The 12545-nt window shown below is 58.3% G+C and carries 11 protein-coding genes; 4 read left to right on the forward strand and 7 right to left on the reverse strand.

The features are described from left to right. Nucleotides 1-58 precede the first annotated feature (58 nt). The 4 genes from MLD04_RS02550 to MLD04_RS02565 form a co-directional block, all read right to left on the reverse strand. Nucleotides 59-1075, reverse strand: a complete 1017-nt coding sequence (locus MLD04_RS02550; protein ID WP_248154476.1) for a nucleoid-associated protein — start codon at nt 1073-1075, stop codon at nt 59-61. Between the two features lie 163 nt (nt 1076-1238). Next, the gene (gene cysN, locus MLD04_RS02555; protein WP_248154478.1) at nt 1239-2897 is read right to left on the reverse strand and encodes a sulfate adenylyltransferase subunit CysN; all 1659 of its coding nucleotides are present in this window, start codon (nt 2895-2897) and stop codon (nt 1239-1241) included. Nucleotide 2898: 1 nt separating this feature from the next. Continuing rightward, nucleotides 2899-3813 carry a sulfate adenylyltransferase subunit CysD gene (gene cysD / locus MLD04_RS02560; protein ID WP_345799598.1) on the reverse strand — a complete coding sequence of 305 codons (915 nt, stop codon included), beginning with the start codon at nt 3811-3813 and terminating at the stop codon, nt 2899-2901. A 152-nt stretch (nt 3814-3965) separates the two neighbouring features. Beyond that, nucleotides 3966-4376: a PilZ domain-containing protein gene (locus MLD04_RS02565; RefSeq protein ID WP_248154482.1), complete on the reverse strand. Its 411-nt coding sequence runs from the start codon at nt 4374-4376 to the stop codon at nt 3966-3968. A 298-nt stretch (nt 4377-4674) separates the two neighbouring features. On the opposite strand from MLD04_RS02565, the gene rimO reads away from it, so the two are divergent. Continuing rightward, nucleotides 4675-6021, forward strand: coding sequence for a 30S ribosomal protein S12 methylthiotransferase RimO (gene rimO, locus MLD04_RS02570; protein WP_248154484.1), 1347 nt, complete (start codon nt 4675-4677; stop codon nt 6019-6021). A 420-nt stretch (nt 6022-6441) separates the two neighbouring features. Here rimO and gatB read toward each other — a convergent pair whose 3' ends face one another. The 3 genes from gatB to gatC are packed head-to-tail and all read right to left on the reverse strand — an operon-like array spanning nt 6442 to nt 9717. Continuing rightward, on the reverse strand, nt 6442-7893 hold the full coding sequence (gene gatB / locus MLD04_RS02575) for an Asp-tRNA(Asn)/Glu-tRNA(Gln) amidotransferase subunit GatB (protein WP_248154486.1): 1452 nt from the start codon (nt 7891-7893) through the stop codon (nt 6442-6444). Nucleotides 7894-7915: 22 nt separating this feature from the next. Further along, on the reverse strand, nt 7916-9373 hold the full coding sequence (gene gatA, locus MLD04_RS02580) for an Asp-tRNA(Asn)/Glu-tRNA(Gln) amidotransferase subunit GatA (RefSeq protein WP_248154488.1): 1458 nt from the start codon (nt 9371-9373) through the stop codon (nt 7916-7918). Between the two features lie 56 nt (nt 9374-9429). Beyond that, nucleotides 9430-9717, reverse strand: coding sequence for an Asp-tRNA(Asn)/Glu-tRNA(Gln) amidotransferase subunit GatC (gene gatC, locus MLD04_RS02585; protein WP_248154490.1), 288 nt, complete (start codon nt 9715-9717; stop codon nt 9430-9432). A gap of 409 nt (nt 9718-10126) precedes the next feature. On the opposite strand from gatC, the gene MLD04_RS02590 reads away from it, so the two are divergent. Genes MLD04_RS02590 through mreD form a run of 3 tightly spaced genes read left to right on the forward strand, consistent with a single transcriptional unit; the run spans nt 10127 to nt 12543 of the window. Then, nucleotides 10127-11170: a rod shape-determining protein gene (locus MLD04_RS02590; RefSeq protein ID WP_008938959.1), complete on the forward strand. Its 1044-nt coding sequence runs from the start codon at nt 10127-10129 to the stop codon at nt 11168-11170. Nucleotides 11171-11200: 30 nt separating this feature from the next. Next, nucleotides 11201-12067: a rod shape-determining protein MreC gene (gene mreC, locus MLD04_RS02595; protein ID WP_345799605.1), complete on the forward strand. Its 867-nt coding sequence runs from the start codon at nt 11201-11203 to the stop codon at nt 12065-12067. Beyond that, nucleotides 12067-12543: a rod shape-determining protein MreD gene (gene mreD, locus MLD04_RS02600; RefSeq protein WP_248154492.1), complete on the forward strand. Its 477-nt coding sequence runs from the start codon at nt 12067-12069 to the stop codon at nt 12541-12543. The genes mreC and mreD overlap by 1 nt, the downstream gene beginning before the upstream one ends. Nucleotides 12544-12545: the final 2 nt, after the last annotated feature.

Below are 12545 nucleotides of genomic sequence, written 5' to 3' on the forward strand. Positions count from 1 at the left end.
GCGAGTTCTTTTTCCAAAGACACACTAACCCACCATCAGGCCCGCCCCCAAAGCTTTATCATTCCTCGCGAGTCTCCAGATACCGCTGCAACTGCTCCCGCAATGCTTTGGGCAAGCGGGTAATAGTCAGCGCATCCTTGTCGCGATCATAGTAAACCGCCTGGTTCACCAGGTCGGACGAGAACGACACACTCATGCCGCCACCAGAACCGGCAATACGAATCAGCTTCTTGACCTTCCGGTGGTCCGGATGCAGAACACCGGTTTCCGGAAGCTCGGCATTCTGGCTCGCAAATTCCTTGAAACGCTGAGGCTCGTTTTCGTCCAGATAGCCCGACAGCGCCTCAATTTCCACCGGCTCACCCAGCGAATGCTGCTCCTTGCAGAATTCGTAGGCACGGGAGCGGACCTCGCCGGCCTTCTCCGGCTCGGAATTCTTGGCAAAGGCTTCCACGGCATCGAGGAACGTCATGGTTTCCTTTTCGACATCCACATTGTTGGTAAAGCCGGCCAGTCGGATAAACAGGTCGCCCGCCTCACCGGTGCCTCGACCATGAACCAGGGTCAGGTAATTTTCGCTGCCATTGTCACCCAGCCAGTCATCCAGCTCGATCCTGACGGCCAGATTCAGTCGGGAAAGACTGAGCACATCCGTGGCGTCCAGAACCTGATTGCCATCGAAGCGCATCGCGCTGTCGGTCTCTACGATCAACAGGTACACCACATCGGCGTCCGCCAGAGCCTCGTGGACAATCATCAGGTGGCCATCGAATTCCTCCTGACAGCCCGTCAGTAGCTCCTGCCATTGGGCGAACAGACGGTCAGTCATCGCGCCGAAGCTTTGTTTGTCTTCCAGATAATCCTTGAGCCAGCTGCTGAACGGGCATTCCCCGAGGTCTTCGGAGAACCGGCCGTACTTCTTGCCCGGCTTGCTGTTGAACAGACGTTTCATCTGCTTGTGTAGGGCCTCGTAGTCACCACCCGGTTCCTGCAGGGCTTCGCCACTGTTCAGGCGGGCGGGCTGGCCCGGCTGGTACTGGCTGGCAAAGGAGGTGCGGAGGTGTTTGATGGCCATGGGTAACGTCTCCTGTTGGCAAACGCTTGGAGGTGATGATCAGGGGGAGAGATTCTGCCACAGAAGCGGCATGGGCGTCTGCTGGCTTTCATAGGCAAAAAATTGCCCCCGCGATCACTCGACGGGGGCAATGGTAGCTGGGGGTGAACAGGAATGCCGGCGGTCAGATGCGCTTTCCGCGGATCAGTTCCTGTACCAGTTCGCTGACAGAGCCGGGGATGTCCTGATCGCTGTCGGCGCTCGCAGCAGCGTTGGCCACATCGGTTCCAAGATTGACCACGATGGCAATCAGGCCGTGCGCTGTCAGCACCTGCGCGGCACGACGGCGTTCGTCTGCGTCGCCGGCGCTTTCTTCGCTCAGGACCACTGCGGTTTTGCCCTGATCAAACAGTGCCCGTTCGACGGCCAGGGCCAGTGCAGGTGCCTGCTTGCCATTGCAGCCAATGATGGCGGGCTTCTGGGCAAGGCGGCGTTCCCGTTCCTCAGGCGTTACCGGATCCAGCGACTCGCTGCCGTCGGCCAGTCCGGCAATCATGCCGGCGCCGATCGTCACATTGGTGAGGCGGTCGATCACGATGAAGCTGCCGGTCGCGTGATTCCGGGGATAGGCATCGAACGCAATCGGCTGGTTCAGGGTCAGTTCGCACAGTCCGATTTCGTTGAGCTGCAGGGACGACGGATTGGCCTGCTGCTCCAGGGTGTTTACGTCGGTCTGGTGATGAATGCTCTTCACCGTGCCGGAGGTGAACGTCGGCCCGAGCTTGATGTCGTAGAGTCGACCTGTTTCCAGCGGGGCGTCGGTCATCCATACGATGTTGGCGTTGAAGCGATTGCCGACTTCCGGTTCGTCTTCCGGCTTCACCAGCATGTCGCCGCGGCTGATATCGATTTCATCTTCGAGCGTCAGGGTGACCGCCTGATCGATATACGCTTCGTCGATGGCGCCTTCAAAGGTGATGACTTCCTTGACCCGGCTGGTGCGCTTTGAGGGAAGTGCCATGACGGCATCCCCCGGGCGAATGACACCGGACGCGATCGTGCCGCAGAACCCGCGGAAATCCAGATTCGGGCGATTCACATATTGTACCGGGAAACGGAAATGCTCCAGATTCTTGTCCCGGGAGACTTCAACGGTTTCCAGTATTTCCATGAGTGGCTGACCGGTGAACCAGGGCGTATTCGCGCTCTTGTTCACGACGTTGTCACCCTCGAGAGCCGAGATTGGCACGAACCGGATGTCCTTGAGGCCCAGTTTGGCGGCAAAGGCCAGGTACTCGTCCTTGATTTCATTGAATCGCTCTTCGCTGAAATCCACCAGGTCCATTTTGTTCACGGCAACCACGATGTGGCGGATGCCGAGCAGGGACGCAATGTAGGAATGCCGGCGGGTCTGAGTCAGCACGCCATGGCGCGCATCGATCATCAGGATGGCCAGTTGTGCGGTGGAAGCCCCGGTAGCCATGTTGCGGGTGTACTGCTCGTGGCCCGGTGTGTCCGCAATGATGAACTTGCGCTTGTCGGTGGAGAAGTAACGATAGGCAACGTCGATGGTGATGCCCTGTTCCCTTTCCGCCTGCAGGCCATCTACCAGTAGGGCCAGGTCCAGCTTTTCGCCCGTGGTACCCATCTTGGCACTGTCGCTCTTCAGGCTGGCCAGGTGATCTTCGTAGATCATTTTGGTGTCGTGAAGCAGGCGACCAATCAGGGTGCTTTTGCCGTCGTCTACGCTGCCGCAGGTGAGCAGACGGAGCAGTTCCTTGTTCTCATGCTGTTTCAGGTAGGCCTGAATATCTTCTGCAATCAGATCGGACTGGTGTGACATCTTAGAAATACCCTTCCCGCTTCTTCTGTTCCATGGATCCGGCCGAGTCATGATCAATCACGCGTCCCTGACGTTCGGAACTGGTGGCCAGCAACATTTCCTGGATGATTTCCGGCAGGGTATCCGCTTCGGATTCGATGGCGCCGGTCAGGGGATAACAGCCGAGGGTCCGGAAGCGGACGGATTTCATCATCGGCTTTTCGCCCTCTTTCAGGGGCATCCGGTCATCGTCCACCATGATCAGGGTGCCATCGCGCTCAACGACCGGTCGCTTCGCGGCGTAGTACAGCGGAACGATCTCGATGTTCTCGAGATAGATGTACTGCCAGATATCGAGCTCGGTCCAGTTGGACAGCGGAAAGACCCGAATGCTTTCGCCCTTGTTGATCTTGCCGTTGTAGATGTTCCAGAGCTCAGGACGCTGGTTCTTGGGATCCCAACGATGGTGTTCGTCCCGGAAAGAGTAGACCCGTTCTTTGGCGCGGGACTTTTCCTCGTCCCGGCGAGCGCCACCGAAAGCAGCGTCGAACTTGTACTTGTTGAGCGCCTGCTTGAGGGACTGGGTCTTCATGATATCCGTGTGCTTGGCGCTGCCATGCGTAAAGGGGCCGACACCCTGCTTTACGCCTTCCTCATTGATGTGAACGATCAGGTCCAGACCGTATTCCTTCGCCTTGCGGTCGCGGAACTCAATCATCTCCCGGAACTTCCAGGTCGTGTCCACGTGCAGCAGTGGGAAAGGAATCTTGCCGGGGTAAAAGGCCTTGCGTGCCAGGTGCAGCATCACAGCGGAGTCTTTGCCGATGGAGTAGAGCATGGCCGGGTTGTCAAACTCGGCTGCCACTTCACGGATAATGTGAATACTTTCCGCTTCCAGCTGTTTCAGGTGCGTGAGGTTGTATGTGGTCATGGTCATCCGTTGCCGATGATTGGGCCTTGATGGCTGGATAAATTGCGTCGACAACTATACCAGATTGTCAGAGGGCATAAGAAGGTGGTGGGTTAGAGCAATGTGCTATAAAACTATAGCCCTGTGGGCGTCAGGGAATCTATGCAGGGGCCTTTGGCTCAGGTGAGGTTTCTGGAATCGGAGAGCAGCTCCGAGACGTACCGATCCACATAATCAAAGCCGTTGCCTTCAAATTCGGCAAACTGAATGCCCAGGTGGAATTCATCCCTTGCCACACGGCGCAGGTGAACAATGTTGCCATCGGCGATGACGGAGACGGGCTGGGTTGGCAGAACCGGAACCGAGAAGCGGGTTTTCACCGAGATCCAGTGCCCCGGGGCGGGCGCTTTTTTCCCGGGAATGAGCTGTCTGACCGCTTCCATGTTGCAAGACACCATGACACCCGTGCGGGAAAGGTTTGAGACTGTGCAGGTCAGACATGCACCATCCGGTTTCTCGATGGTGATGTCGGTGGAGACATCGACGCGCTGTTGATTGCGCAGATTGGGTTTCGCTGCGACGCTTTTCATTCGGACTCTTTTGGCTTGGTTGGTCTGAAAAGAGGCTACTTTCCCCATAAAACCCTTCCAGAAAAAACACTTACAACCTGTAAAGTGTATGTGTTTAAAATGTGATCAGCAAGAAATCTGACGTCTATTGTTGCAGTTACGTGATTTTTTTCTGAACAAAGCGTCACAAATTATGACGTAGATCAGTTTTGTTTGTGAATAGAGCAGGCTGCAGTTGGCTGTCCACCTGCGGTAAACTATGCGCTTCCATTCATTACGGCGGCGAACAGTCTGCCGCTCCGGGATTTCCGCGAACACTATGACCGAAAAAACTCAGAACACAGCGCCCAGTGGCGGTAAAGTCGGCTTTATCAGTCTTGGCTGTCCCAAGGCCCTGGTGGACTCCGAAAGGATTCTTACCCAGCTTCGGCTGGATGGCTATGATGTCGTCCCGACCTATGACGATGCCGATGTTGTGGTGGTGAACACCTGTGGTTTTATCGACGCGGCCAAGCAGGAATCCCTGGACGCGATCGGAGAGGCGATTGCCGAGAACGGAAAGGTTATCGTGACCGGGTGTATGGGAGTGGAAGCGGAGCGCATTCGCGAAACCCACCCGGGTGTATTGGCGGTTTCCGGTCCTCACGCCTATGAAGAAGTGGTTGGCGCGGTTCACCAGTACGTGCCGCCTAAAGAGAAGCAGCACGACCCGTTCCTGGATCTGGTTCCGCCCCAGGGTATCAAGCTGACGCCACGGCACTACGCCTACCTCAAGATTTCCGAAGGCTGCAATCACCGCTGTACGTTCTGCATCATCCCTTCTATGCGCGGTGATCTGGTCAGTCGCCCGATCGGCGACGTGATGGATGAGGCCCAACGGCTGGTCGATGCCGGTGTGAAGGAGTTACTGGTTATTTCCCAGGACACGTCCGCTTACGGTGTGGACGTCAAATACCGCACCGGCTTCTGGCAGGGCCGGCCGCTGAAAACCCGGATGCAGGCCCTGTGCGAAGCCCTGGGCGAACTCGGTGTCTGGGTGCGTTTACACTACGTTTATCCATACCCGCACGTGGACGACATCATCCCGTTAATGGCCGAAGGCAAGATCCTGCCGTATCTGGATATCCCGTTCCAGCACGCCAGCCCCAGAGTCCTCAAGGCCATGAAGCGCCCCGCCCACGACAGCAAGACGCTGGAGCGCATCAGAAAGTGGCGGGATATCTGCCCGGAACTTACCATCCGATCCACCTTCATTGTCGGCTTCCCGGGCGAGACCGAGGAGGACTTCCAGTACCTTCTCGACTGGCTGGATGAGGCTCAGCTCGATCGTGTGGGAGCGTTCAAGTACAGCGCCGTTGAGGGTGCCAAGGCCAATGAGCTGGAAGCGGCGGTTCCTGAAGAAGTGAAAGAGGAGCGCCTGGCCCGTTTCATGGAGAAACAGGCGCAGATCTCAGCGGCCCGTCTGCAGGCCAAAATCGGCAAGACCATCGACGTCCTCATTGACGAAGTCGACGAGGAGGGTGCCATCGGCCGTTCCAAGGCGGATGCGCCGGAAATCGACGGCATGGTTTACCTCAATGGCGAGACCGACCTGGCTCCTGGTCAGATCGTCCAGGCCGTTGTGGAGCATGCTGATGAGCACGATCTCTGGGGGCGGCTTGTTTGATTGGTTGTGAGTGTGGCTCCTGGCCTTTGAGTTTTGCGGGAAGGCCTTGGCAGGCAGTGCCTCCCAAAAACCGCTACGAGCACGTCCATGTGCGCTTGTTTCAGGCCATCCCTGGCCTTCAACATTTTTGGGAGGCACTGCCTGCCAAGGCCTCGCAACTTCCAGTGATTGTCAGCATCCAAAAATGCCGTAGCGAAACTGAGCCGTTGTAGCAGGCACGATTTGTCGGACTATCACTCTGAATTTGGCAAGCGCGGGTGGGTCAGGCCTTCCAAAACTGTGCGGAGCCATGGATGGCGGAGCTCAAGCGTCACAGGGACGTGCCGAAGGAGCGAGTTTTGGAAGGCCTGACCCACCCGTGCGATACCCCAAACCAGAAAGGCTAGGGCCGCAGTAAAAACACGACCCAGAGCCAACGGATTACCCCCCAAGCTTCTTAACAAGAATCTCGTTGAAAAGTTTCGGGTTCCCCTGGCCTTTAGAGGCCTTCATCAACGGCCCCATAAAGCCTCCAAGCATCTTCTTGCGCTTCTTGGGGTCTTCCTCGTTCTGGTACTGCGCAACCTGATCCGGCATGCCGGCCAGAACCTCATCCACCATAGCCTCCAGAGCGCCAGTATCAGAGACCTGCTTCAGGCCCTTGGCATCGATGATGGCATCCACGTTGTCGTTCTCACCGGTCCAGAGGGCCTCGAAAACCTTCTTGGCGCCGGCGGAGGAGACCGTGTTGTCGGCAATGCGGACTACCAGATCGCCGAGCTGCGCGCCGGAGATTGGTGATTCAGCCACGGACTTGTCTTCGGCTTTCAGACGGGCAGAAAACTCGCCCTGGATCCAGTTGGCGGCGAGTTTTGCGTCTTTTCCGTGCTCGGCGGCTTCTTCGAAGAACGCGGCGAGTTTGGCGTCACCGGACAGCAGGCCGGCGTCGTAGTCGTTCAGGCCATATTGCTCCTTGAAGCGCGCCTTGAGGGCGTCCGGCAATTCCGGCAGGTGGCTGCGGGCGTCTTCGATGAAGTCATCGTCGATCACCACCGGCAGCAGGTCCGGGCAGGGGAAGTAGCGGTAGTCGTTGGCTTCCTCTTTGGTTCGCATGGAACGTGACTCGTCGCGGTCGCCGTTGTACAGGCGGGTTTCCTGCACGATACGGCCGCCGTCTTCGAGAATGTCCATCTGCCGTTCCACCTCGTGGGCAATGGCCTGTTCCATGAACCGGAAGGAGTTCAGGTTCTTGGTCTCGGTGCGCGTGCCAAGCTGGTCGGAGCCCTTGGGCTTCAGGGAGATGTTGACGTCAAAGCGCATGGAGCCCTGGGACATGTCGCCATCGCAGATGCCGAGCGAGGTCACGAGGCTGTGAAGTTTGCGGGCGAAGGCGACGGCTTCTTCGGCGCTGTTCATATCCGGCTCGGTGACCACCTCGATCAGCGGAGTTCCCGCGCGGTTCAGATCGATGCCGGACATGCCATGGTAGTCCTCGTGCAGGGATTTCCCGGCATCTTCCTCGAGGTGGGCGTGGTGAATGCGAATCCGTTTGGTCTCGCCGTTGGCCAGGTCGACATCGACATAGCCGGGGCCGACAATCGGCTGCTCCAGTTGGGTGGTCTGGTACCCTTTCGGCAGATCCGGGTAGAAGTAGTTCTTCCGTTCAAACATGGAGCGGCGGCCGATTTCAGCATTGACGGCCAAACCGAACATTACCGCGTAGCGGAACGCATTCTCGTTTGGTACCGGCAGGGTGCCCGGCATGGCCAGATCAACGGCGTTGGCCTGGGTGTTGGGCTCGGCGCCATAGGCGGTGCTGGAGCCGGAAAAGATCTTGGTTCTGGTGGCGAGCTGAACGTGAATTTCCAGCCCGATCACGATATCCCACTGCATGTGTTCGTCTCCTCTCTCGGGCTTATTGGGGTTCACGCTGGTGCCAGTCGGTCACCTGCTGGAATTGGTGGGCGGCGTTCAGTAGCCGGGCCTCGGCGAAATGATTGCCGATGATCTGCAGGCCAACGGGCAGGCCGTCGACAAAACCCGCCGGTACCGACATGGCCGGTAGGCCCGCGAGGTTAATGGCGATGGTGAAGATGTCCTCCAGGTACATGGTCACCGGATCGTTGGTCTTCTCACCCTGGATGAACGCCGGAGACGGGGAGGTGGGGCTCATCAGCACGTCCACGTCCTGGAAGGCCTTGGCGAAATCCTGCTGGATCAGGCGGCGAACCTTCTGGGCCTTCAGGTAGTAGGCATCGTAGTAACCGTGGGAGAGGGCATAGGTGCCCACCAGAATCCGGCGCTTCACCTCGGCCCCGAAACCTTCGGCCCGGGTCCGGGTGTACATGTCCATCAGATCCTTCGGGTCCTCGCAGCGGTAGCCGTATCGCACCCCGTCGAACCGGGACAGGTTTGCGGAAGCCTCCGCAGGCGCGATCACGTAGTAGGCGGCAATCGCCAGTTTCGCGTTCGGCAGGGATACCTCTTTCACCGTCGCGCCCAGCTTCTCGTATTCTTTCACCGCGTTGCGGACCTGCTCCTCCATCGCCGGGGACAGCTGATCGCTGAAGTACTCTTTTGGCAGGCCGATTCTGAGGCCTTTCAGCGGCTCGTTCAGGGTCGCGGTGTAATCCGGTACCTCACGATCGATGGAAGTGGAATCCTTCGGATCAAAGCCCGCCATCACGTTCAGCATCAGCGCGTTATCTTCGGCGGTCCGCGCCATGGTGCCGCCCTGGTCCAGGGAGGAAGCAAAGGCGATCATGCCGTACCGGGAGACCCGGCCGTAGGTGGGCTTCAGCCCGGTCACGCCGCACAGTGCCGCCGGCTGGCGGATAGAGCCACCGGTATCGGTCGCGGTCGCGGCTGGTACCAGGCGCGCTGCCACCGCCGCCGCAGAGCCGCCGGAGGAACCACCCGGTACCCGCTTCTGGCCGGAGGCCAGGCCCCAGGGGTTGGTCACGGCACCGAAATAGCTGGACTCGTTGGAGGACCCCATGGCGAATTCGTCCATGTTGGTCTTGCCCAGACATACGGCGCCGGCCTGTCGGAACTTCCCGGTTACCGTCGCATCGTAAGGCGGCACAAAGTTCTCCAGCATCTTGGAGCCACAGGTGGTGCGAACGCCGTTGGTGCAGAAAATGTCCTTGTGGGCAAAAGGCACCCCGGTCCAGGCCGTCGCCTTGCCCGCCGCCCGCATCTCGTCAGCGGCTTTGGCCTCAGCCAGTGCCTGTTCTTCGGTGATGGTAATAAAGCTGTTGTATTTGCCGTCTTCCTGTTTCAGACGGTCCAGGAACTGATGGGTCAGTTCCACGCTAGAAATCTTGCCGCTCTCCAGTTCCCGGGAAAGCTCTGCTACAGATTTGTTATGCATGATGAGTCCTGAAATCGCTGGTATTCAGATCGTCCGGTGTTCGGTTCCCGCGGGAATCACTCAATGACCTTCGGCACGAGATAAAGCCCGTCCTCGGTCGCAGGCGCGATGGCCTGGAACGCGTCCCGCTGATTGGTCTCGGTGACCTCGTCCGGCCGCAGTCGCTGAACCGCATCCAGCGGGTGTGCCATGGGCTCGACCGAATCCGTATCGGCGGCACTCAGTTGGTCCACCAGGTCCAGGATATTGCCCAGATCCTTTTCCAGCGCCGAAACCTGCTCCTCGTCCACCTTGATGCGGGCGAGCACGGCAACTTTTTCAATGTCCTCGCGGGAAATGCTCACGTGGCCTCCAGTCTGTGAAGATTATTTAATGTCAAGTTGAGTCGGTGCCTGTTCTTTCTGATGAAAGGTAACTCACAAGCTCGTGAATGCTTGGGGGATGGCTTTCCAAAACTGTGCGGAGCCAAGGATGGCGGAGCCCAAGCGTCACAGGGACGTGCCGCAAGGAGCGTGTTTTGGAAAGCCATCCCCCGAGCATTCCTGCACCAAGCTCCAAGCGCCCCTTCACCGAAGTCAGAAACAATCGGCTATGGTAACAGATTCGAACAATCACGGGAGGGCCTGAAAGAATTCGGGAAATGTGAGAATGGTAAGCCCTGGGCCCGTATGGCGCCTTGCCTGAGTAGGTGCTCACTGCTAAAGTTGCCGCATTCTTTTCTGCAACCGCAACTCTCAGGTTGAAACGACACGAATGTTAATCAAAAGACTCCGAGGCATTTTCTCCAGCGACCTGTCCATCGACCTGGGCACCGCGAACACCCTGATCTACGTCCGCGAACGCGGCATTGTTCTCAATGAACCGTCCGTGGTCGCCATCCGCACCAATAACTCGCAGAAGATGGTTGCTGCCGTCGGTGCCGAAGCCAAGCGTATGCTGGGCCGGACACCGGGCAACATCACGGCGATTCGTCCGATGAAAGACGGCGTCATCGCGGATTTCGTGGTCACCGAAAAGATGCTTCAGCACTTTATTCACAAAGTGCACGAGAACAGCTTTATTACTCCGAGCCCGCGCGTTCTGGTCTGTGTTCCGAGTAAATCGACCCAGGTGGAGCGCAAGGCGATCCGCGAATCCGCGCTCGGTGCCGGCGCTCGTGAGGTATTCCTGATCGAAGAGCCTATGGCGGCTGCCATCGGTGCCGGCCTTCCGGTCGAGGAAGCAAGTGGCTCGATGATCGTTGACATCGGCGGCGGGACCACCGAAATCGCCATCATCTCCCTTAATGGCATTGTGTACGCCGAGTCGGTGCGTGTTGGCGGTGACAAGTTCGACGAAGCCATCGTGACCTACGTTCGCCGCAATTACGGCAGCCTGATCGGGGATTCGACTGCAGAGCGCATCAAGCATGAGATTGGTTGTGCCTACGAGGGCCTGGAGGTTCGTGAGATTGACGTTCGCGGCCGTAACCTGGCCGAGGGCGTTCCCCGGGCGTTCACCCTGAACAGCGAAGAAATTCTCGATGCCCTCCAGGAATCCCTTGCCCAGATCGTCCAGACCGTCAAGAGCGCTCTGGAGCAGTCTCCACCGGAACTGGCATCGGACATCGCGGAACGAGGTATCGTACTGACCGGCGGCGGTGCGTTGCTGCGCGGCCTGGACAAGCTGATCAGCGAAGAAACCGGTCTGCCGGTGATCATTGCCGAGGATCCTCTGACCTGTGTGGCTCGGGGAGGCGGCAAAGCGCTGGAAGTCATTGATCGCGGTGGCATCGGAATGTTCTCCCAGGAGGGGTAAGCCCCATGGGGAGGGAGAGCCATTAAAACGATCTTTGTTCAGGGGCCCGTTCCAGGCTTCAGACTGTTTCTGGTCATACTTGTATCGGCAGCGTTAATCGTTGCCGATGCTCGTTTCGACCGGGTTGCTGAAGTGCGCAGTACACTCGCGACTGGTCTCGCGCCTGTGTACTGGCTTGGCAATGCGCCTTCCCAATTCCACAGCTGGTTCTCCGGGCTGTTCGTTTCCAAGGACGATCTTCAGCAGGAGAACGAGGATCTCAAGGCACGGCTCCTTATCCTGGAGCGCCGGGCGCTCAAATATGCGGCGCTTGCGTCTGAAAACAACGAGCTTCGTCGCTTGATGAATTCCTCCGATGTCCTGGACGACCGGGTCATTGTCGGTGAGGTCGTGGGCGTGTCGCCCGATCCCTTTTCCCATGAGATCGTTATCAACAAAGGATCCAGTGACGGCGTCAAGCCGGGACAGGCCATACTGGATGCCCATGGTTTGATGGGGCAGGTTATCCAGACCAGCCAGGTTACGTCCCGGGTCTTGCTGGTATCGGACAGCAGTCACGCCGTTCCGGTTGAGGTAGTGCGGAATGGCTTGCGGGCCATTTTGCTGGGTACCGGAGATCCGAATACTCTCGACCTGGTGCATGTGCCGGATACCGCGGATATCCGCGAAGGTGACCTGCTGGTCAGTTCCGGGCTGGGAGGGCGATTCCCCAGAGGCTACCCGGTGGCCGAGGTCGCCAGTATCTCCCAAGAACCGGGCGAGCCCTTTGTGTCTATCAAGGCCAGGCCCAAGGCGGAGTTGAATCAGAGCAGGCTCGTGTTGGTGGTGTTCCCTCCGGAAGGGGATAACCCGGCGGAGCCGGAAAGTGAAGGCGCTGCGAACGGGGAGGCTGGTTGATGTTATCGGTGATCAGTTATCCGGTGTTTGCGTTGTCAGTGCTCCTGGCACTGGTCCTGAGTATTTCGCTCTTCCCGGTTGAGTGGTTCCAGTTTCGTCCCGAGTGGCTCGGCCTGATCGTGTTCTATTGGACATTCCGGGCGCCAGCCCAGTTCGGCATCCTGCTGGCATGGTGCCTGGGACTGCTTCTTGATGTGCTCGAATCGACGCCGTTGGGCGTCAACGGTATGGCCATGGGTGTGATTGCCTTCCTCGTTCTTACCATGCACCAGCGATTGAGGATGTATCCGCTGGCCCAGCAATGCCTGATGGTCTTCCTGGTACTGGGTATCAACCAGATGCTGGTGCACTTTATCAAGCAGCTGCTCGGGGCTGAAAATACCGGTTTCAGTTACCTTTGGCCTGCGGCAACCAGTGCCTTGATCTGGCCCATCGTCTCGGTGATTCTGGATAACCTCAACCGGAAGCTGGGGTGATC

The organism is Marinobacter koreensis (assembly GCF_023156285.1).
Classification (GTDB): domain Bacteria; phylum Pseudomonadota; class Gammaproteobacteria; order Pseudomonadales; family Oleiphilaceae; genus Marinobacter; species Marinobacter koreensis.

What these genes read in the sequence shown, in the direction of transcription:
- rimO (WP_248154484.1), top strand. Translation starts at nt 4,675, where the DNA reads ATGACCGAAAAAACTCAGAACACAGCGCCCAGTGGCGGTAAAGTCGGC.
- gatA (WP_248154488.1), bottom strand. Translation starts at nt 9,373, where the DNA reads ATGCATAACAAATCTGTAGCAGAGCTTTCCCGGGAACTGGAGAGCGGC.
- cysN (WP_248154478.1), bottom strand. Translation starts at nt 2,897, where the DNA reads ATGTCACACCAGTCCGATCTGATTGCAGAAGATATTCAGGCCTACCTG.
- mreD (WP_248154492.1), top strand. Translation starts at nt 12,067, where the DNA reads ATGTTATCGGTGATCAGTTATCCGGTGTTTGCGTTGTCAGTGCTCCTG.
- cysD (WP_345799598.1), bottom strand. Translation starts at nt 3,813, where the DNA reads ATGACCATGACCACATACAACCTCACGCACCTGAAACAGCTGGAAGCG.
- MLD04_RS02550 (WP_248154476.1), bottom strand. Translation starts at nt 1,075, where the DNA reads ATGGCCATCAAACACCTCCGCACCTCCTTTGCCAGCCAGTACCAGCCG.
- MLD04_RS02565 (WP_248154482.1), bottom strand. Translation starts at nt 4,376, where the DNA reads ATGAAAAGCGTCGCAGCGAAACCCAATCTGCGCAATCAACAGCGCGTC.
- MLD04_RS02590 (WP_008938959.1), top strand. Translation starts at nt 10,127, where the DNA reads ATGTTAATCAAAAGACTCCGAGGCATTTTCTCCAGCGACCTGTCCATC.
- gatB (WP_248154486.1), bottom strand. Translation starts at nt 7,893, where the DNA reads ATGCAGTGGGATATCGTGATCGGGCTGGAAATTCACGTTCAGCTCGCC.